General features: G+C 63.8%; 14 protein-coding genes. 12 read left to right on the top strand and 2 right to left on the bottom strand.

The genetic code is table 11. From position 1 onward, the window contains the following. The first annotated feature begins 73 nt into the window (after positions 1-73). The 6 genes from rpsF to alr all read left to right on the top strand — a co-directional run bounded on the left by rpsF (position 74) and on the right by alr (position 4,901). Positions 74-496: a 30S ribosomal protein S6 gene (gene rpsF / locus P3C50_RS06665; protein WP_061237453.1), complete on the top strand. Its 423-nt coding sequence runs from the start codon at positions 74-76 to the stop codon at positions 494-496. Between the two features lie 28 nt (positions 497-524). After that, on the top strand, positions 525-755 hold the full coding sequence (rpsR, locus tag P3C50_RS06660) for a 30S ribosomal protein S18 (RefSeq protein WP_003246847.1): 231 nt from the start codon (positions 525-527) through the stop codon (positions 753-755). 36 nt (positions 756-791) lie between these two features. Then, positions 792-1,679, top strand: a complete 888-nt coding sequence (locus P3C50_RS06655; protein WP_275545395.1) for a hypothetical protein — start codon at positions 792-794, stop codon at positions 1,677-1,679. A 21-nt stretch (positions 1,680-1,700) separates the two neighbouring features. After that, positions 1,701-2,147 (top strand): 50S ribosomal protein L9, encoded by a 447-nt coding sequence (gene rplI / locus P3C50_RS06650; protein WP_197857059.1) that lies wholly within the window; start codon positions 1,701-1,703, stop codon positions 2,145-2,147. Between the two features lie 118 nt (positions 2,148-2,265). Beyond that, the gene (gene dnaB, locus P3C50_RS06645) at positions 2,266-3,660 is read left to right on the top strand and encodes a replicative DNA helicase (RefSeq protein WP_275545394.1); all 1,395 of its coding nucleotides are present in this window, start codon (positions 2,266-2,268) and stop codon (positions 3,658-3,660) included. 164 nt (positions 3,661-3,824) lie between these two features. Further along, on the top strand, positions 3,825-4,901 hold the full coding sequence (gene alr / locus P3C50_RS06640; RefSeq protein ID WP_275545393.1) for an alanine racemase: 1,077 nt from the start codon (positions 3,825-3,827) through the stop codon (positions 4,899-4,901). On the opposite strand, the gene P3C50_RS06635 is transcribed toward alr, so the two are convergent. Further along, complete coding sequence (locus tag P3C50_RS06635; RefSeq protein WP_275545392.1) at positions 4,898-6,805, bottom strand: GGDEF domain-containing protein; 1,908 nt, start codon at positions 6,803-6,805, stop codon at positions 4,898-4,900. The two genes, alr and P3C50_RS06635, sit on opposite strands and share 4 nt — an antisense overlap. A gap of 281 nt (positions 6,806-7,086) precedes the next feature. Between P3C50_RS06635 and P3C50_RS06630 the strand changes: the two genes are divergently transcribed. From P3C50_RS06630 to P3C50_RS06605, 6 genes are all read left to right on the top strand, one after another. After that, positions 7,087-9,384, top strand: a complete 2,298-nt coding sequence (locus tag P3C50_RS06630) for a YgiQ family radical SAM protein (protein WP_275545391.1) — start codon at positions 7,087-7,089, stop codon at positions 9,382-9,384. A gap of 370 nt (positions 9,385-9,754) precedes the next feature. Continuing rightward, the gene (locus P3C50_RS06625; RefSeq protein ID WP_275545390.1) at positions 9,755-11,005 is read left to right on the top strand and encodes a parallel beta-helix domain-containing protein; all 1,251 of its coding nucleotides are present in this window, start codon (positions 9,755-9,757) and stop codon (positions 11,003-11,005) included. Beyond that, positions 11,002-12,111, top strand: coding sequence for an SO2930 family diheme c-type cytochrome (locus P3C50_RS06620; protein ID WP_275545389.1), 1,110 nt, complete (start codon positions 11,002-11,004; stop codon positions 12,109-12,111). The genes P3C50_RS06625 and P3C50_RS06620 overlap by 4 nt, the downstream gene beginning before the upstream one ends. 186 nt (positions 12,112-12,297) lie before the next feature. Continuing rightward, positions 12,298-15,591, top strand: coding sequence for a DUF2126 domain-containing protein (locus tag P3C50_RS06615; RefSeq protein WP_275545388.1), 3,294 nt, complete (start codon positions 12,298-12,300; stop codon positions 15,589-15,591). 109 nt (positions 15,592-15,700) lie between these two features. Next, complete coding sequence (locus P3C50_RS06610; RefSeq protein ID WP_275545387.1) at positions 15,701-18,187, top strand: circularly permuted type 2 ATP-grasp protein; 2,487 nt, start codon at positions 15,701-15,703, stop codon at positions 18,185-18,187. After that, positions 18,184-19,077, top strand: a complete 894-nt coding sequence (locus P3C50_RS06605) for a transglutaminase-like domain-containing protein (protein WP_275545386.1) — start codon at positions 18,184-18,186, stop codon at positions 19,075-19,077. Before P3C50_RS06610 ends, P3C50_RS06605 begins: the two co-directional genes overlap by 4 nt. 38 nt (positions 19,078-19,115) lie before the next feature. Here the strand turns inward: P3C50_RS06605 and azu are convergent, their stop codons facing one another. Then, complete coding sequence (gene azu, locus P3C50_RS06600; protein WP_275545713.1) at positions 19,116-19,565, bottom strand: azurin; 450 nt, start codon at positions 19,563-19,565, stop codon at positions 19,116-19,118. Positions 19,566-19,726 lie beyond the last annotated feature (161 nt).

The raw sequence follows: 19,726 nt of genomic DNA, 5'->3' as shown, positions 1-19,726 counted from the left end.
AGCTCATCACGAGAAAAACCCACTCCTTGCCTGACCACTTTAGTTGGCAGGCTACAACCCGTAAGGAGCATTTATGCGTCATTACGAAATCATCTTTCTGGTTCACCCGGACCAGAGCGAGCAAGTCGGCGGCATGGTCGAGCGTTACACCAAGCTGATCGAAGAGGACGGTGGCAAGATTCACCGCCTGGAAGACTGGGGTCGTCGTCAGCTGGCTTACGCCATCAACAACGTCCACAAAGCCCACTACGTGATGCTCAACGTAGAGTGCACCGGCAAGGCCCTGGCCGAGCTGGAAGACAACTTCCGCTACAACGACGCCGTGATCCGTAACCTGGTCATCCGTCGCGACGAGGCCGTCACTGGCCAGTCCGAGATGCTGAAGGCCGAAGAAAACCGCAGTGAGCGCCGCGAGCGTCGTGAACGTCCTGAAAACGCCGAGTCCAACGACGGCGATGACAGCGACAACAACGACAGCGACAACGCTGACGAGTAATCCACGGATCTATTGAGGAGCCAATCACATGGCACGTTTCTTCCGTCGTCGTAAATTCTGCCGCTTCACCGCTGAAGACGTGAAAGAGATCGATTTCAAAGATCTCAACACCCTGAAAGCCTACATCTCGGAAACCGGCAAGATCGTTCCCAGCCGTATCACCGGTACCAAGGCTCGTTATCAGCGTCAGCTGGCCACCGCTATCAAGCGCGCCCGCTTTCTGGCCCTGCTGCCCTACACCGACAGCCACGGCCGCTGAGATCGGATAGTCGACAAGCGTTAAGGAATAGATCGCATGCGCGCCCTGGCTGAATACATCATGCGCGGCCGTATGCAGGCCACCCTCGTGGTGGTGGGATCGGCAGCGATGCCGCTGTTGTTCTGGTTGAGTGCCGCCGCAGGCAGCCTGGTGCTGTTGCGGCGCGGAGCCAGCGATGCCATGGGCATCCTGGCCTGGGCCATGCTGCCGGCGATTGCCTGGTGGTATTTCGGCGAGCCGCGCACCTTGCTGGTGCTGGTCGGTGCGCTGAGCCTGGCGTTGTTGTTGCGCGCCAGTTGGACCTGGAACCGCATACTGCTGAGCAGTGTGGCGCTGGGTCTGGTGTATGGAGTGGTCCTCGGGGCGGTGTTCCGCGAACCCATCGAGGCCATGGCCGGTGAGCTGCAGAAGCTGCTGCCGACCATGTTCGACGGGGCTCACCAGCAATTGGCGGTGAGCGAACGCGAGCGTCTCGAGGCGCTGATTGCACCGGTGCTGACCGGATTGCTGGCAGCCTTGCTGCAGATCCTGAGCTTGCTGAGCCTGATTCTTGGGCGCTACTGGCAGGCCGTGTTGTACAACCCAGGCGGTTTCGGTCGCGAGTTCCGCGCGTTGAGACTGTCGCTGCCGCAGGCGCTGTTGCTGCTGGCGGGCATGATGCTAGGCCCCAACCTGGGGCCGCAGTTGGCCATGCTCACGCCGCTATGCAGCGTGCCGTTGCTGTTCGCCGGGATCGCCCTGGTGCATGGCTTGGTGGAGAAGGGTGGGCTCGCTCGCTTCTGGCTGGTGGGCATGTACATCACGCTCTTGCTGTTCATGCAGCTGATCTATCCGCTACTGGTGGTTCTGGCCATCGTCGACAGTCTGTTTGATTTTCGCGGTCGCCTCGCTCGCAAGAGTGGGCCCGCGGACGGTGAAGGTTAAAAGTTAAGAGGTAAGACCCAAATGGAAGTCATCCTGCTGGAAAAAATCGCCAACCTGGGCAACCTGGGCGACAAAGTGAATGTTAAAGCCGGTTACGGCCGTAACTTCCTGCTGCCGCAAGGCAAGGCCACCGCTGCTACCGCTGAAAACGTAGCTGCGTTCGAAGCTCGCCGCGCCGAGCTGGAAAAAGCCGCTGCCGAGAAGAAAGCTTCCGCTGAAGCTCGCGCTGCTCAACTGGCTGAGCTGGAAGTCACCATCACCGCCGTTGCTGGCGATGAAGGCAAGCTGTTCGGTTCGATCGGTACCCACGACATCGCTGACGCCCTGACCGCCTCCGGCGTTGAAGTGGCCAAGGCCGAAGTTCGTCTGCCCAACGGTACTATCCGTCAGGTCGGCGAATACGACGTAGCTGTGCACCTGCACACCGACGTCGAAGCCACCGTTAAGGTGATCGTGGTTGCTGCTTAATTAAGCAGCCGCCAGGCGGACTTGCACTCAGGTGCCGGTCTGCTGACAATCGGGCACGGCATCGCTTCGGCGATCCGTGCCCTTTGTTTTTCTATCGCAGCATTTTCCTCTCGAGCCTATGAACGACATCAGCATTCCCGAGCAATACGACCTGCAAACCGCAGCCCTGAAAGTGCCTCCGCACTCCATCGAGGCGGAGCAGTCGGTACTGGGTGGCCTGATGCTCGACAACAATGCCTGGGAGCGTGTGCTCGATGGCGTTTCCGATGTCGATTTCTATCGCCATGATCACCGCCTGATCTTCCGCGCGATCTTCAAGCTGGCCGAGCGTAACGAACCCTTCGACGTGGTGACCCTGTCCGAACAGCTGGACAAGGAAGGGCAGCTGTCGCAGGTCGGCGGTCTGGCCTATCTCGCCGAGCTGGCCAAGAACACGCCATCGGTGGCCAACATCAAGGCCTATGCGCAGATCATTCGTGAGCGCGCCACCCTGCGCAAACTGATCAGCATCAGCAACGAGATTGCCGACAGTGCCTACGCCCCAGAGGGGCGCACCGGCGAGGAAATTCTCGACGAAGCGGAGCGACTGATCTTCCAGATTGCCGAAGACCGTCCCAAGACCGGCGGCCCGGTGGGCATCAACGACATTCTGGTCAAGGCCATCGACCGCATCGACACGCTGTTCAACAACGGCGATGCGATCACCGGTCTGTCGACCGGTTTCGACGATCTGGACGGGCTGACCAGCGGCCTGCAGCCAGCCGACATGATCATCGTCGCCGGTCGTCCTTCGATGGGTAAGACCACCTTCGCCATGAACCTGGTGGAGAACGCGCTGATGCGCAGCGACAAGGCGATTCTGGTGTACTCGCTGGAGATGCCGTCGGAATCCATCGTCATTCGTATGCTCGCCTCCCTGGGACGAATCGACCAGACCAAGGTGCGTGCCGGTCAGCTCGACGACGATGACTGGCCACGCCTGACCAGTGCGGTCAACCTGCTCAACGACCGTAAGCTGTTCATCGACGATACGGCGGGCATTTCTCCCAGCGAGATGCGTGCGCGTACGCGGCGCCTGGCTCGCGAGCACGGCGAGATCGGTCTGATCATGGTCGACTACCTGCAGCTGATGCAGATTCCGGGCTCCAGCGGCGACAGCCGGGTCAACGAGATTTCCGAGATTTCGCGCTCGCTCAAGGGCCTGGCCAAGGAATTCAACTGCCCGGTGATCGCCCTGTCGCAGCTCAACCGTGGCCTGGAACAGCGCCCCAACAAGCGCCCGATCAACTCCGACTTGCGTGAATCCGGTGCGATCGAGCAGGACGCCGACATCATCCTGTTCGTCTATCGCGACGAGGTGTACCACCCGGAGACCGAGTACAAGGGCGTGGCCGAGATCATCATCGGCAAGCAGCGTAACGGTCCGCTCGGCACCGCGCGCCTGGCCTTCCTCGGCAAGTATTCGCGCTTCGAGAACCTGGCGCCGGGCAGCTATCAGTTCGAGGATGAATGACAGTCGTAGCCTGGGCGTCATAGGAGCGAGTTCTGTAGCCCGGATGAAATCCGGGGCTCTCGGTGCAGAAGCTCCCGGATTGCATCCGGGCTACGCTCTAGATCAATGAAAACGGGCGCCCAGCAGTTAAGATGGGCGCCCGTTTTTCGTTCAGGCCTTCTGCCATGCGCCCGCTAGCCGCCATCGTCGACCTCTCCGCCATTGCTCACAACTACACGCTTGCCAAGCGCTGCGCGCCGGGGCGTCAGGCTTTTGCGGTGGTCAAGGCCAATGCCTATGGGCACGGCGTGCGTGAAGTGGTAACGGCGCTGCACGATGTTGCCGACGGATTCGCCGTGGCCTGCCTGGAAGAGGCGGCGGAAGTGCGCGCCATGCATGGCGAGGCGCGCATCCTGCTGCTCGAAGGCTGCTTCGAGGCCAGCGAATATGCCATCGCAGCGCAGCTGGGACTGGATCTGGTGGTGCAGAGTGCAGCGCAGGCCGAGGCGCTGCTGTCCAGTGAGCTGGTGCGGCCACTGAATGTCTGGCTCAAGCTGGACTCCGGCATGCATCGCCTCGGCTTCGATGCCGCCAGCCTGCGCCAGTGGCATGCGCAGCTTGAAGACGCCGAACAGGTCGCCGAGCTCAACCTGCTCAGCCATTTCGCCTGTGCCGACGAGCGTGGGCATCCGCTCACCGAGCAGCAGGTCGAGCGTTTTCTCGATCTGCTGGACCTGGACTTCAATCATCGCTCGCTGGCCAACTCAGCGGCGGTGCTGACCATTCCCGCCACGCATATGGATTGGCTGCGTCCCGGCATCATGCTCTACGGGGCGACGCCGTTCGCCGAGCTGAGTGCGCGCGAGCTTGGGCTGAGGCCCGCCATGACTCTGGCTGCGCGGGTAATTGCCGTGCGTGAAGTGGCGGCTGGTGAAAGTGTCGGTTATGGCGCGAGCTGGGTGGCGCAGCGGCCCTCGCGGATTGCCACGGTCAGCTGCGGTTATGCCGACGGTTACCCGCGCCATGCGCCGAGCGGCACGCCGGTACTGGTCGACGGGCAACGCGCGACACTGGCGGGCCGGGTGTCGATGGACATGCTGGCGGTGGATATCACCGACCTGCCCGAGGCCGATGTCGATTCGCCAGTGGAGCTATGGGGCGCCAATCTGCCGCTGGATGAGGTGGCGGCAGCCTGCGGCACCATCGGCTATGAGCTGCTGAGCAAAGTCACAGCACGAGTACCGCGTCGCTATATCGGCTAGGCCAGGCCGCTGGGTACTTTGAGAATGTCCAGCTGCAGGCAGGCCTGCTCGGTCAGCTCGCCATCATCACCGTGCACGCGCGCGCCTGAGCGTCCCAGTTCCTTGACGCGGTAGAGCGCTTGGTCGGCGATCTTGTACAGCCCGGTGAAATTCTGCGCATGGAGTGGATAGAGCGCCACGCCGATGCTGATGGTCACACGCAGGCGCTCGGCACCGTAGTGCACCGGCTCGGACAGCTCCGCCAGCAGGCGCTCGGCGATTTCGCGGGCCTGGCTTTCGGCGTCGCTGCCACAGATCAGCACGGCGAACTCGTCACCGCCCAGGCGCGCCACCGTGTCACCCAGGCGCACGTGTTCGCGCAGGCGCCTGGCAATCACCTGCAGCATCAGGTCGCCGGCGGCATGGCCGAAGCGATCGTTGATCGGCTTGAAGTGATCCAGGTCGATCAGCAGCAGCGCCACGCTTTCCTTGTGTCGCTCGGCATGCGCCAGGGCCGACTCGCAGCGCTCGACCAGGTAGCGGCGGTTGGGCAACTCGGTCAGCAGGTCGTGGAAGGCAGCATGCTGCAGCTCGCACTCGCGTTCACGCAGTTGTTCGTTGGTCGCGGCCAGTTCGGCGGTGCGTGCGGTCACCGCAGCCTGCAGCTCATCGGCGCTGGCCTGGAGTTGGGCCAGGCGTGCGGTCTTCTCGCGATCCGCTTGCTGCAGGGCCACGGCGCGCTCCTGCTTGAGTATCTGGATGCGATACGCCAGGGCAAAAGAGAACAGGATGGATTCCGCGGCCACCGCGAGTGGAAATACATAGGCATTCCATTCGGCCGGTTGTAATAAGCCGGTGGTGCGTAGCAGCAGGATGGCCACGCTGCCCAGCACCAGGCCGTAGCCATAAAGGTACAGTTGCGCAGGAAAAAAGCCCTGGCGCCAGCGCACCACTGCACTGCCCAGCGCGGCAGGGATGCTGGTCAGCGACAGCAGCGCGATGGCCCAGGCTGCCAGATAGCGTTGATCGAGCAGGGTCAAGACAATGGCGAAGAGATAGATCACGCAGGCCATGTTCAACAGGTGGTGGGCCCAGCGCACATACTGCTTGGTCTGCAGCAGGGTCTGGGTGAATCGGCTGGCGAACAGGCCCCACAGCGACGGCAGGGTGATGCGGTCGAGCCACGCCGGCACGGGATGATGCGGCCACAGGTACTGCGCACCATGCCCGGTCATGCTCATGATGAATAGCAGGGCGAAGGCGGTGGTCAGCACATACCAGAAGTAGGCTTTGTCGCGCAGCGAGATAAGGATGAACAGGTTGTACAGCAGCAGCGCGAAGACCACGCCGTAGATGGCGCCGAGCGCCAGGTTCTCGCGTGCGGCCAGTTGCGTGAGTTCATCAAGCTGCCAGATGCGCAGCGGGAAGGAATTGCCGGCAGGATCAAAGGTGCGCAGGTAGAAGGTCGTCGGCTGTTCAGTGAGCGGCTGCAGGTCGAACACCATGCGTCGGTAGGGATGGTCGCGACTCTCGCTGAAGGGCACGCGCTCGCCGGACTGGCGCAGCTGCCAGACGCCCTGGCCATTGGGCTGGTAGAGCTGCAGGTCGAGCTGTGTCACCGAGCCGACTTCCAGCACCCAGCGAGCCGGTGCGCGCATATCGCGCTGCAGGGTCAGTTTTATCCACCACGGGTTCAGGCTCTGGCCGACGCTGGCACGACCATTGGCCGGGCGAAAGCGCGACTGCAGCTCAGGGGCCGCGATGTCGTCGATACTCAGGCTGCCTTCCGTGTCTTCCAGCAGCTCGATATGGGCGTTGAGCGGCATGCCGCTGCTGGCGTCGGTGAGCGTCACGGATGCCATGGCCAGGCCCGTGGTCGACAGTCCGAGTAGAAGAACTAGCAGGAAGGCGAAGCGCAGTAGCATAGGTGTCCTGAAGGCGACTGGCCGAATGTTTGAGTATATGCACAGGATTATTATCGGAAGAAAACAATATGGCGTCTGGCTATCGCCGGAAAATGCCTGAATTATCTGCTCTTTCGAGCCCATAACTGGTGGCCGAGACGCCGCATGATGAATTCCAGCCGGGGCGCTTGAGCGCTTGTCATCGAGGCTGCTCACGGCATTAAACCCAGTGGAATAGTCTGGTTTGGTCAAAATTTGTGCTATTATCCGCGCCCCTCGTGATAGCCCATTGATCAAAAAATATGCAAGCTGCCAAGCCGCTGTTCGACTATCCCAAGTATTGGGCCGAGTGTTTCGGGCCTGCGCCCTTCCTGCCAATGAGCCGGGAAGAGATGGACCTGCTCGGCTGGGACAGCTGCGACATCATCATCGTCACCGGCGATGCCTACGTCGATCATCCTTCGTTCGGCATGGCGATCATCGGTCGTCTGCTTGAGGCCCAGGGGTTCCGCGTAGGGATCATTGCCCAGCCGGACTGGCGCAGCAAAGACGACTTCATGAAGCTCGGCGAGCCGAACCTGTTCTTCGGCGTGGCGGCGGGCAACATGGACTCGATGATCAACCGCTATACCGCGGACAAGAAGATCCGCTCCGACGACGCCTACACCCCCGGCGGCATTGCCGGTAAGCGCCCCGATCGCGCCAGCCTGGTCTACAGCCAGCGCTGCAAGGAGGCTTACACCCATGTGCCGGTGATTCTTGGCGGAATCGAGGCGTCGCTGCGTCGTATCGCCCATTACGATTACTGGCAGGACAAGGTGCGTCGCTCGATCCTGATGGACGCCACCGCCGATATCCTGCTCTACGGCAACGCCGAACGCGCCGTGGTCGAGATCGCCCAGCGCCTGTCGCGAGGCGAGCAGGTCGAGGCCATCACCGATGTGCGCGGCACCGCGTTCATTCGTCGTGATACGCCGGATGGCTGGTTCGAGGTCGACTCGACCCGCATCGATCGCCCCGGTCGCGTCGACAAGATCATCAACCCCTACGTCAACACGCAGGACACCGAAGCCTGTGCCATCGAACAGGCTAAAGGCGAGGTTGAAGACCCCAACGAAGCCAAGGTGGTACAGATTCTCGAAAGCCCGCGCATGACCCGCGACAAGACGGTGATCCGTCTGCCGTCGTTCGAGAAGGTGCGCAACGATCCGGTGCTCTACGCCCACGCCAACCGCGTGCTGCACCTGGAAACCAACCCGGGCAACGCCCGCGCGCTGGTGCAGAAGCATGGCGAGGTGGACGTCTGGTTCAACCCGCCACCCATTCCCATGACCACCGAGGAAATGGACTACGTGTTCGGCATGCCCTACGCACGCGTGCCGCACCCGGTGTATGGCAAGGAGAAAATCCCGGCTTACGAGATGATCCGCTTCTCGGTGAACATCATGCGCGGCTGCTTCGGTGGCTGCACCTTCTGCTCGATCACCGAGCACGAAGGCCGCATCATCCAGAACCGTTCCCACGACTCGATCATCCGCGAGATCGAGGAGATGCGCGACAAGGTGCCGGGCTTCACCGGCGTGGTCTCCGACCTTGGCGGGCCGACCGCCAACATGTACCTCATCGCCTGCAAGGACCCGGAAATCGAGCGTCACTGCCGCAAGCCGTCCTGCGTGTTCCCTGGCATCTGCGAGAACCTCAATACCGATCACAGCTCCCTGATCGAGCTGTACCGCAAGGCCCGTGCGCTGCCCGGCGTGAAGAAGATTCTGATCGCCTCGGGCCTGCGTTATGACCTGGCCGTCGAATCGCCAGAGTACGTCAAGGAACTGGTCACCCACCACGTTGGCGGTTACCTGAAGATCGCCCCGGAGCACACCGAGCGCGGTCCGCTGGACAAGATGATGAAGCCGGGCATCGGCAGCTATGACCGCTTCAAGCAGATGTTCGAGAAGTTCTCCAAGGAGGCGGGCAAGGAGCAGTACCTGATCCCGTACTTCATCGCCGCGCACCCGGGCACCACCGACGAGGACATGATGAACCTCGCCCTGTGGCTCAAGCGCAACGGTTTCCGCGCCGACCAGGTGCAGGCGTTCTACCCCTCGCCGATGGCCACCGCCACGGCCATGTATCACTCGGGCAAGAACCCGCTGCGCAAGGTGACCTACAAGAGCGACGGCGTGGAGATCGTCAAGAGCGAGCAGCAGCGTCGCCTGCACAAGGCCTTCCTGCGCTATCACGATCCGAAGGGCTGGCCGCTGCTGCGCGAGGCGCTGGAGCGCATGGGCCGTAGCGATTTGATCGGTAACGGCAAGCACCAGCTGATCCCGACTTATCAGCCGCAGACCGACGAGTACCAGAGCGCGCGGCGCAAGAACTCTACGCCGGCCGGCAGCAAGAAAGTGGGTGCTGGCGGTAAGATTCTGACCCAGCACACCGGCCTGCCACCACGCGCCAGCGATGGCAGCAAACCCTGGGACAAGCGCGAACAGGCCAAGGCTGCTGCCGAAGCGCGCAACCAGCAGGCCGCGCGTGAACGTTCTGGCGCGGGTAAAGGCAAGGGCAGGAAACCGGCGAAAAAGCCTGCCGTACCGCGCTGAGGCAGTCGCAGCACAACGCTTCGCGGACAAGTCCGCTCCCACAGGGTTAAGCAAGCCTGCTGATGTTGTGGGAGCGGGCTTGTCCGCGAATTGTTTTGGCGGCGCAAATGCCTCACGGTTGAGTCACTCCTACGATGGCGCAGGTGGCGTGGAGTGTTGCAGCACTCTCAGCGACGTTCTCCCACCGAGGTAAGCCCACCTATCTTGTGGGAGCGGACTTGTCCGCGAATTGTTTTGGTGGCGCAAAAACCTCGCGGGTGAAGCCTTTCCCAAGGTGTGCGGAAGGCCGTTGCGAAGCTGCGCGGGATTGGCGTATTTCTTATCTGGCACTATAGTGCCAATAATATAAGAACAAATCCGGAGTCCCGCCATGCGTATAGTCGTGCCATCACTGCTCGCCATCTCCCTGACACTTGCCGCTTGTGGGGAACCCGAGGCACCGCCACCTGCTGCCAGTCAGGATTTCCAGAAAGAACTGCAGACCCGGCTGATCAAGGCCAAGCCTGGCGAGGTGATCGAGCTGCCCGAAGGCACCTGGCAACTGGATCGTAGCCTCAGCCTCAAGATCAGTGGGGTGACGCTGCGTGGTGCCGGGATGGGCCAGACCATCCTCAACTTCAAGGGCCAGAAGTCCGGCGCCGAAGGGCTGCTGGTGAGTGCGTCCGACTTCACCATCGAGGACCTGGCGCTGGAAGACACCAAGGGCGATGCGCTCAAGGTCGTAGGCGGCGAGAACATCATCATCCGCCGCGTGCGGACTGAGTGGACCAATGGCCCGGCGACCGAGAATGGCGCTTACGGCATCTACCCGGTGCAGACCGAGAACGTGCTGATCGACGGCGTGGTCGCCATCGGCGCCTCGGATGCCGGCATCTACGTCGGCCAGTCGCGTAACGTGGTGGTGCGCAACAGCCGTGCCGAGCGCAACGTCGCCGGCATCGAGATCGAGAACACCATCGGCGCTGACGTCTATGACAACGTCGCCACCGGCAATACCGGCGGCATCCTGGTCTTCAACATGCCCAATCTGCCGCAGCCGGGGCACACCACACGGGTCTATCGCAACAAGGTCGAAGGCAACAACCACAAGAACTTCGGTCATAAGGGCACACCTGTGGCCAGCGTGCCGGCGGGCTCCGGAGTGTTGGTCAACTCCAACGACAAGGTGGAAATCTTCGACAACGATATTGGCGACCACCGCACCGCCAATGTCATCGTCAGCAGCTACTTCAGCACCGGCTACACCGATCTATCCACCAGCGAGGATTTCGATCCCTATCCGGAGGCCATTCATATCCATGGCAACCGCTTCGGCCCGGCGGGCGATAGCCCGGACAACCTGGAGCTGAAGGCGCTCAAGCTGGCGAAGTTCGGCCTCAACGGTCGTCTGCCGGACATTCTCTGGGACGGCTACGTCAATCCTTCCAAGCTGGAAGGCGGCAAGCTGCCACCCGAACTGGCGATCTGCATCGACAATGGTGACGCCGGCATCGTCAATGTCGACGGGCCTGGTGGTTACAAGAACATCAGCACCGATATCGAGCCGCATCGCTGCGAGCTGCCCCGTTTGCCCGCCGTCGAACTGCGCGCCGCGCTGGAAGAAAAAGGCGAGGGCGCATGAGGAACGGCTGGATATTGCTGTTTGCCGCGCTGCTTGCCGCCTGCGAGCAACAGCCGCGAGCGCCTCTGTATCTGCCCAGTGGCGAGAACTATCCGGAAAAGCTCAGTGGCTGGGGCGTGCTGCAACAGCGCGACGGCCAGCTGCAGCCAGTCGACGGCGTATTGCCCTATGACCTCAATACGCCGTTGTTCACCGACTATGCGCATAAGCTGCGCACCCTCTGGATGCCGCAAGGCAGCAGCGCGCAGTACGGCGAAGCGCGTTTCGATTACCCGCTGGGTACGGTGCTGAGCAAGACCTTCTATTACCCGCGCGACGCGCAGGGACGTTTGCAGCGTAGCGAGCAGCGCGACGCCGAAGCGATAGAGCTTGAACAGGTGAGGCTGATCGAGACGCGTATTCTGCTGCGTCAGGAGCAGGGCTGGGTCGCCTTGCCCTACGTCTGGGATGACGCCCAGCGCGAGGCGACCCTGGACTGGGCGGGCGCCAGCTTCGATCTCGAGTTGGACGGTGAGCGCGGCGAGGTGCTGGCGATCGACTATCAGGTTCCTGACGCCAATCAATGTGCGGGTTGTCATGAAGAGCAGGCCGGCAAGGGCGTGCAGCCGCTGGGGCCGAAGGCGCGCCATCTGAACAAGGATTTCGCCTATGCCGATGGCGCGGCCAACCAGCTGCTGCGTTGGCAGACGGTCGGTTTTCTGCAGGGCGTCCCGGCGCAGGTGAGTGATCTGCCACGCAATGCGCGATGGGGCGAGGCGCGACAGGGAGAAAATCTACAGGCCCAGGCGCGCAGTTACCTGGATGCCAACTGCTCGCACTGCCATAACCCAGAAGGGCCGGGGCGCACCTCCGGCCTGTATCTCGATCCCACCACTCCGCTGAGCATCGCCTACGGGCTATGCAAGCAGCCGGTGGCGGCTGGCAAGGGCTCCGGCGACCGTCTGGTCGACATTCATCCCGGTGCGCCGGAGAAGTCGGTGCTGAGCTTCCGCCTGCACAGCACCGATCCCAGCATCATGATGCCCGAACTGGGACGCTCCACCTCCCACCGCGAAGGGCTGGAGGTGATCGACCGCTGGATCGCCAGTCTCGTTGGCGAGTGCTGAAGTCGGTGTCCGCCTTTCTCAGCTCCTGATCCTCCTTGCCCTGGAGTTGTGCATCCATTCGACCTTGGTGCAGGCGATGCGCCAACGTGGGGCTTGCCGCGGTCGACGGAGCGCAAGAAAGCGGCTTAGCCGCTGGCATAAGTCTTGCGCTGCACAGCCCATCGTCCAGGCTAGCAGGAGGCCGCCGTGTCGATTCATGTCGCGCTGCATCACGTCACCCACTACCGCTACGATCGCGTGGTCAACCTTGGGCCTCAGGTGGTGCGTCTGCGCCCGGCGCCGCACAGCCGCACGCGCATCCTCTCCTACGCCTTGAAGGTCGAGCCGAGTCAGCACTTCATCAACTGGCAGCAGGACCCGCAGGGCAACTACCTGGCGCGCCTGGTGTTTCCGGAGAAGACCCGCGAATTCAGGGTCGAGGTGGATCTGGTCGCCGAAATGGCGGTGTTCAACCCCTTCGACTTCTTCCTCGAGCCCTACGCCGAGCGCATTCCCTTCGCCTATACCGAGGGCGAGCAGCGCGAGCTGGCGCCTTATCTGATCAAGCTGCCGGCCACGCCATTGTTCGCCAGGTACCTGGCCGGTATTTCCCGCGAGCCGGTGCCCAGCATCGACTTCCTGGTCGAGCTGAACCAGCGCCTGGCACATGACATTCGCTACTTGATCCGCATGGAGCCGGGCGTGCAGACGCCCGAGCAGTCGCTGGAGCTGGCCTCCGGTTCCTGCCGCGACTCGGCCTGGCTGCTGGTGCAGTTGCTGCGGCACCTGGGGCTGGCCGCGCGCTTCGTCTCCGGCTACCTGATCCAGCTCACCGCCGACGTCAAATCCCTCGACGGCCCGAGCGGCACCGAACAGGACTTCACCGACCTGCATGCCTGGTGCGAGGTGTACTTGCCTGGCGCCGGCTGGATCGGACTCGACCCAACCTCGGGCCTGTTCGCCGGTGAAGGCCATATCCCGCTGGCCTGCAGTCCGGAGCCGTCCTCGGCGGCGCCGATCACCGGTGGGCTGGACGAGTGCGAGGTGACGTTCGAGCACCTGATGAGCGTCGAGCGCGTGTGGGAGGCGTCGCGCGTCACCAAGCCTTACAGCGAGGCACAGTGGCAGGCGATCCAGGCGCTGGGGCGGCGCATCGACGATGACCTGCAGATGCATGACGTACGCCTGACCATGGGCGGCGAGCCGACCTTCGTCGCCCTCGACTATCCCGATGACGACGAATGGAATACCGCCGCGCTCGGCCCGAACAAGCGCCGTCTGGCCGCCGACCTGTTCCATCGCCTGCGCGAGCACTATGCCCCCAATGCGCTGGTGCATTTCGGTCAGGGGAAGTGGTACCCGGGCGAGCAGTTGCCGCGCTGGTCGCTGAACTGCTTCTGGCGTCGCGACGGCGAGCCGCTGTGGCATGACCCCAAGCTGCTGGCCGACGAGAAGCGCGGCTATGGCGTCACCGCCGAGACCGCCGCTCGCTTTCTCGCCACTCTGGCGTCGCGCCTGGACGTCGATGCCGGCAATGTATTCCCTGCCTATGAAGACTGGTTCTACTACCTGTGGCGCGAGCGTAAGCTGCCGGACAACGTCACCCCGGACGACCCGCGTCTGAGCGACCCGCTGGAGCGCGAGCGCCTGCGCAAGGTGTTCGATCAGGGCCTGGATAAGGTCGTTGGTCATGTTCTGCCGCTGGCGCGACAGGTGATCGGTGAAGGCTGGCAGAGCGGGCGCTGGTTCCTGCGCGACGAGCATTGCCGGTTGCTGCCGGGCGACTCGCCACTGGGCTACCGCCTGCCGCTGGATTCGCTGCCCTGGGTCAGCCAGGCCGATTACCCCTACATCAATCCGGTCGACCCCAGCCAGTCGTTGCCGCCGTTGCCCAGCCCGGCGCAGATCCAGCGGCAGCTGCGTGGCGTCTGGCGTGGCGCCAGTGCCAACGTGCAGAGTGCACGCCCGGCCAGCGGGCAGTCGGCGGCCGGTATCGTGCGTACCGCGTTGTGCGCCGAGCCGCGCGAAGGCCGGTTGTACCTGTTCATGCCGCCGCTGGCGCACCTGGAGGACTACCTGGAGCTGGTCGCGGCCATCGAGTCCGTCGCCGCCGAACTGGATTGTCCGGTGCTGATGGAGGGCTACGAGCCACCGCTCGATCCGCGTCTGCAGTATTTCCGCGTCACTCCCGATCCGGGCGTGATCGAGGTGAACATTCACCCGGCTGCCTGCTGGGACGAGCTGGTCGAGCGCTGCGAGTTCCTTTACGAGGCGGCGCGCCAGTCGCGTCTGTCCAGCGAGAAGTTCATGATCGATGGGCGTCACACCGGTACCGGCGGCGGCAACCACTTCGTCCTTGGCGGCGCGACACCGGGCGATTCGCCCTTCCTGCGCCGCCCCGATCTGCTGCGTAGCCTGATCAGCTACTGGCACAACCACCCGTCGCTGTCCTACCTGTTCAGCGGTCTGTTTATCGGCCCGACGTCGCAGGCGCCGCGTGTCGACGAGGCGCGCAACGACACCTTGTACGAGCTGGAGATTGCCTTCGCGCAGATGCCCGAGCCGGGCCGCGACTGCCCGCCATGGCTGGTCGACCGCCTGCTGCGCAACCTGCTGGTGGACGTCACTGGCAATACCCACCGCGCCGAGTTCTGCATCGACAAGCTGTACTCGCCGGACTCGGCCAGCGGTCGCCTTGGCCTGCTCGAACTGCGCGCCTTCGAGATGCCGCCGCACGCGCAGATGAGTCTGGCCCAGCAACTGCTGCTGCGCGCGTTGATCGCCCGCTTCTGGCAGGAGCCCTACCGCCCGGCCAGGCTGGTGCGCTGGGGCACCGAGCTGCATGACCGCTTCCTGCTGCCGCACTTCGTCGAGCAGGATTTCGCTGACGTGCTGCAGGAACTGTCGGCCTTCGGCTACCCGCTGCGCGCCGAGTGGTTTGCCCCGCACTTGGAATTCCGCTTTCCCAAGGCCGGCGACTTTGCGGTCAAGGGCATCGACCTGGAGCTGCGCCAGGCCCTGGAACCCTGGCACGTGCTGGGCGAGGAGGGCGCCATCGGCGGCACGGTGCGCTATGTCGACTCGTCGCTGGAGCGCATGCAGGTGAAGGTGGCCGGCATGGCGCCGGATCGCTACGTGCTGACCTGCAACGGCGTGCCGGTGCCGTTGCGCCCGACGGGCAAGGTCGGCGAGTTCGTCGGTGGCGTGCGCTTCCGTGCCTGGCAGCCGGCCAGTTGCCTACAACCGACCATCGGCGTGCATGCGCCGCTGGTGTTCGATCTCATCGACACCTGGATGCAGCGTTCGCTGGGTGGTTGCCAATACCATGTCGCGCATCCGGGCGGCCGCAACTACGACAGCCTGCCGGTCAACGCCTACGAGGCCGAGAGCCGACGCCTGGCGCGGTTCTTCCGCCTGGGCCACAGCCCGGGCAAGCGCCTCGTCATGCAGCCGATGGACAATAATGAACTGCCGTTGACCTTGGATCTGCGTCGAAGCTGACGTCGATCCCTACTGTGGGAGGCGCTTTAGCGGCGACGGTTCGCGGCTGAAGCCCCTCCCACAGGTGGGGCCACATCAACCTGCATCATGCTGCACTGCCGAGCCTGCCATGCACGACCTGCTAGCCGATTACCCGCCCCCTGCCGGGGCTTACCACGAACTGCTCGATGCCAAGGGCAACGTGCGCCCGCACTGGCGCCGCCTTTACGAGCAGCTGGCGCGTAGCCGCCCCGAGCACCTGGCGCAGCGCGAGGCCATGCTGGCCCGTCAGATTCAGGAAAACGGCGTCACTTACAACGTCTACGCCGACCCGGACGGTGCCGACCGCCCGTGGGAGCTGGATCTGCTGCCCAACCTGATCCCGGCTGATGAGTGGCAGCAGATCGCCGCTGGCGTAGCGCAGCGTGCGACCCTGCTCAACCGCGTGCTGGCCGATCTCTACGGGCCGCAGAAACTGATCGCCGAGGGTCTGCTACCGACCGAGCTGGTGTTCGGCCACAACAACTTCCTCTGGCCGTGCCAGGGCATGCAGGCACCGGGCGGTACCTGGCTGCATCTGTATGCGGTGGATCTGGCACGGGCACCGGACGGCCGCTGGTGGGTCACCGCCGACCGCACCCAGGCACCCTCCGGCGCCGGCTATGCGCTGGAGAACCGGCAGATCGTCTCGCGCGCCTTCCCCGAGCTGTACCGCGACTTGCGCGTGCAGTACCTGGCTGGTTTCTTTCGCACCCTGCAGGACACCCTGGCGCGCCAGGCACCGAGCGGCGGCGAGACGCCGCTGGTGGTGCTGTTGACGCCGGGGCGCTTCAACGAAAGCTATTTCGAGCATCTGTACCTGGCGCGTCAGCTCGGCTACCCGCTGGTCGAGGGCAGCGACCTGACCGTGCGCGACGCTACCCTCTACCTCAAGACCCTGGCCGGCCTGCGCCGCGTGCATGCGGTGCTGCGCCGCCTCGACGACGACTACTGCGACCCGCTGGAGCTGCGCACCGACTCGGCCCTTGGCGTGCCTGGCCTGCTCGAAGCGGTGCGTCGTGGCCGCGTGCTGGTGGCCAATGCCCTGGGCAGCGGCGTGCTGGAGTCGCCCGGTCTGCCGGGTTTCCTGCCTGCGATCAGCGAGCATCTGCTCGGCGAGGAACTGCTATTGCCGTCCATTGCCAGTTGGTGGTGCGGCGAGCCGCCGGTACTGGACGAGGCGCTAGAGAAACTCGACCAGTTGCTGGTGCGCCCGGCCTTCCCCTCGCAGAGCTTCACCCCGGTGTTCGGTCGTGACCTCGACGAGGCGCAGCGCGTCAAGCTGGCGGCACGCCTCAAACAGCGCCCCTACGCCTATGTGGCGCAGGCGCGGGCCAAGCTGTCGCAGGCGCCGGTGTGGGATGGCAGCGGCCTGCAGCCGCGCGCCATCGGCATGCGCGTGTTCGCCGTGGCCAGTGCCGACGGCTACCGGGTGATGCCCGGTGGTCTGACCCGCGTCGCCGCCGAGGCCGATGCCGAAGTGGTCTCGATGCAGCGTGGCGGTGCGAGCAAGGACACCTGGGTGCTGGGCACCCGGCAGAGCGCGGGTGAGCCCTGGCAGACGCAACGCACCCTCGGCACCGCCGACCTGGTGCGCAGCGACCCCTTCCTGCCCTCGCGCGTGGTGGAGAACCTGTACTGGTTCGGTCGTTACGCCGAGCGCTGCGAGGGCAATGCGCGGCTGCTGCGTATCATGCTGGCGCGCTACGTCGACGATGACGACGATCCGCAGGCGCTGCAGAGCGCCCTGGCGCTGGCGCAGGATCTGGGCCTGCTGGCAGATCCGGAGGAGGGTGAGTTGGAAGCGCGCCTGCTGCAGGCATTGCTTGGCGGCGACTGGCCGGCCAGCCTGCGCGCCAATCTGCAGCGCCTGCAATGGGCGGCAGGCAGCGTGCGCGGCAAGCTGTCCCAGGCCAACTGGCAGGCGCTGGTGGAGCTGCAGCGCGAGGCGCAACTGCTCGAAGGCCAACCGGCCGACTTCGGCGAGCTGCTGGATTTTCTCAATCGCCTGCTGATGTCGCTGGCGGCGCTTTCCGGCTTCGCCCTCGACGACATGACCCGCGACGACGGCTGGCGCTTCCTCATGCTCGGCCGCTACATCGAGCGTCTGCAGTTTCTCTGCGACAGCTTCGCCGGCTTCCTGCGCAGCGGCTCGGCCACCGACCAGTCGGCGCAGGAGTGGCTGCTGGAACTGGGCAACAGCAGCATCACCTACCGCACCCGCTACCTGGCCTCGGCGCAGTTGATCCCGGTGCTCGACCTGCTATTGCTGGATGAGCAGAACCCACATGCCGTGATCTTCCAGATGCGCACGCTGCTGCGTTCGTTGGAGGGACTTCACGAGCGCTTCGAGTTGCCGGCCGAGCGCTACCTGGTCTATCTCGAGCAACAGCTTGCCGCTTTCAATCTCGCCAGCCTGGAAAACCCGCTGTTTGGCCCTGGCAGTACCCGTGCGGTGCTCGAAGGACTGGCCGACCTGCTGGTGGCCATCAGCGAAGCCGCCGGTGCGGTTTCCGATCACCTCGGGCTGCGTTTCTTCGCCCATGTCGATGTCAGCCAGCGGACGCAATCCTCATGAGCAGCGCGCTGTATCAGGTTCTTCACGACACCCATTACCGTTACTCGGCGCCGGTTTCCCTGGCCCAGCAACTGGCGCACCTGTGGCCGCGCGAATGCCCGTGGCAGCGCTGCCACGAGCAGGAGCTGCGCATCGACCCGCAGCCCTGCCAGCGCCGTGACGGCCTGGACGTGTTCGGCAACCCGCTGACCCGCCTGGTGTTCGAGCGCCCGCACGAGCAGCTCAGCGTCAGCGCGCGCTTGCGCGTCGAGGTGCTGGCGCGGGCGCCACTGAATCTCGATGATTCGCCGAGCTGGGAAAAAGCCTGCGCTGCTCTCAGCTACAGCGGCAAGCCGATGGCGCCAGCGCTGCTGGAGGCGGCGCGCTACCGTTTCGAGTCGCCCTACGTGCGTCTCAAGCAGGTCTTCGCCGACTACGCTGATGACTGTTTCACCCCCGATCGTCCGCTGCTGCAGGCCGGTCAGGCGTTGATGCAGAAGATCTTCGATGAGTTCAGCTTCGATGCCGGCGCTACCCAGGTGGCGACACCGCTATTGCAAGTACTGGAAGAGAAGCGCGGTGTCTGCCAGGACTTCGCCCATCTGATGCTCGCTTGCCTGCGCTCACGCGGCCTGGCTGCCCGCTACGTCAGTGGCTATTTGCTGACCCAGCCACCACCCGGCCAGCCACGGCTGATCGGCGCCGATGCGTCGCATGCCTGGATATCGGTGTATTGCCCGCGTCAGGGCTGGGTGGACTTCGATCCGACCAACAATGTGCGGCCGGCCCTGGAACACATCACCCTGGCCTGGGGCCGGGATTTCTCCGACGTGTCGCCGCTGCGTGGAGTGATCCTGGGAGGCGGCAGTCATGATCCGGAAGTGCAGGTCACGGTGCTGCCGCTCGGATAGGCGGGATGAAGGGCCTCGCTTGAGGCCCTGGAGATGACTCAGTCGACCAGCTTCACGCTGCCTTTCATCATCGAGTAATGGCCGGGGAAGGAGCAGAAGAAGCTGTAGTCCTCGCCTGCGGCCAGTTTGCTGACATCGAAGGTCACCGAGGTGCTTTCGCCACCGCCGATCAGGTCGGTATGAGCGATCACACGCTCGTCGCCTGCCTTGAGGTAGCTGGCGTCCGGGCCGGCAGGGATACCGTCGGTGACGATGCCGGGCATGTCGGCGGTCTTGCTCAGCACCCAGTTGTGGCCCATGGCGGTCTTGGGCAGCGAGCCGGTGTGCTTGAGGTTGACGGTAAAGGTCTCGCAGCTTTTGCTGACGGAGATGGCTTGGGTGTTGAAGGTCATCTGGTCGGTCGAGTCGACATCCACCGAGCATTCGGCTGCGAGCAGCGGGGTGCTGGCCAGGCCGAGCAGAGCGATTAGAGCGGCGTTACGCAACATCATGTGAATCCTCCAGCTTCTGAGTTTCCGGTCAGGTCTGGCAAAGATTCGCACAGCTTTCAGTGTTATGGGCTGCGACCGAACGCCACGTCAGGTTATCCCGACAATCTGTGGGTAACTCTGTTGAGAAGCTCTGCAATGGCGCGCCAGAGCCTTATTCT

The sequence above is a fragment of the Pseudomonas sp. Marseille-Q0931 genome, from assembly GCF_940789645.1.
In the GTDB taxonomy this organism is placed as follows: Bacteria; Pseudomonadota; Gammaproteobacteria; order Pseudomonadales; family Pseudomonadaceae; genus Aquipseudomonas.
Note: the sequence above shows the minus strand (reverse complement) of the source record. Positions and strands in the feature narration are given on the sequence as shown.

Bases quoted from the DNA above. Each gene is read 5' to 3' on its own strand.
- P3C50_RS06605 (WP_275545386.1), top strand. From the start codon at position 18,184: ATGAGCAGCGCGCTGTATCAGGTTCTTCACGACACCCATTACCGTTAC.
- dnaB (WP_275545394.1), top strand. From the start codon at position 2,266: ATGAACGACATCAGCATTCCCGAGCAATACGACCTGCAAACCGCAGCC.
- alr (WP_275545393.1), top strand. From the start codon at position 3,825: ATGCGCCCGCTAGCCGCCATCGTCGACCTCTCCGCCATTGCTCACAAC.
- P3C50_RS06625 (WP_275545390.1), top strand. From the start codon at position 9,755: ATGCGTATAGTCGTGCCATCACTGCTCGCCATCTCCCTGACACTTGCC.
- P3C50_RS06635 (WP_275545392.1), bottom strand. From the start codon at position 6,805: ATGCTACTGCGCTTCGCCTTCCTGCTAGTTCTTCTACTCGGACTGTCG.
- rplI (WP_197857059.1), top strand. From the start codon at position 1,701: ATGGAAGTCATCCTGCTGGAAAAAATCGCCAACCTGGGCAACCTGGGC.
- P3C50_RS06610 (WP_275545387.1), top strand. From the start codon at position 15,701: ATGCACGACCTGCTAGCCGATTACCCGCCCCCTGCCGGGGCTTACCAC.
- rpsF (WP_061237453.1), top strand. From the start codon at position 74: ATGCGTCATTACGAAATCATCTTTCTGGTTCACCCGGACCAGAGCGAG.
- azu (WP_275545713.1), bottom strand. From the start codon at position 19,565: ATGTTGCGTAACGCCGCTCTAATCGCTCTGCTCGGCCTGGCCAGCACC.
- P3C50_RS06630 (WP_275545391.1), top strand. From the start codon at position 7,087: ATGCAAGCTGCCAAGCCGCTGTTCGACTATCCCAAGTATTGGGCCGAG.
- rpsR (WP_003246847.1), top strand. From the start codon at position 525: ATGGCACGTTTCTTCCGTCGTCGTAAATTCTGCCGCTTCACCGCTGAA.
- P3C50_RS06620 (WP_275545389.1), top strand. From the start codon at position 11,002: ATGAGGAACGGCTGGATATTGCTGTTTGCCGCGCTGCTTGCCGCCTGC.
- P3C50_RS06655 (WP_275545395.1), top strand. From the start codon at position 792: ATGCGCGCCCTGGCTGAATACATCATGCGCGGCCGTATGCAGGCCACC.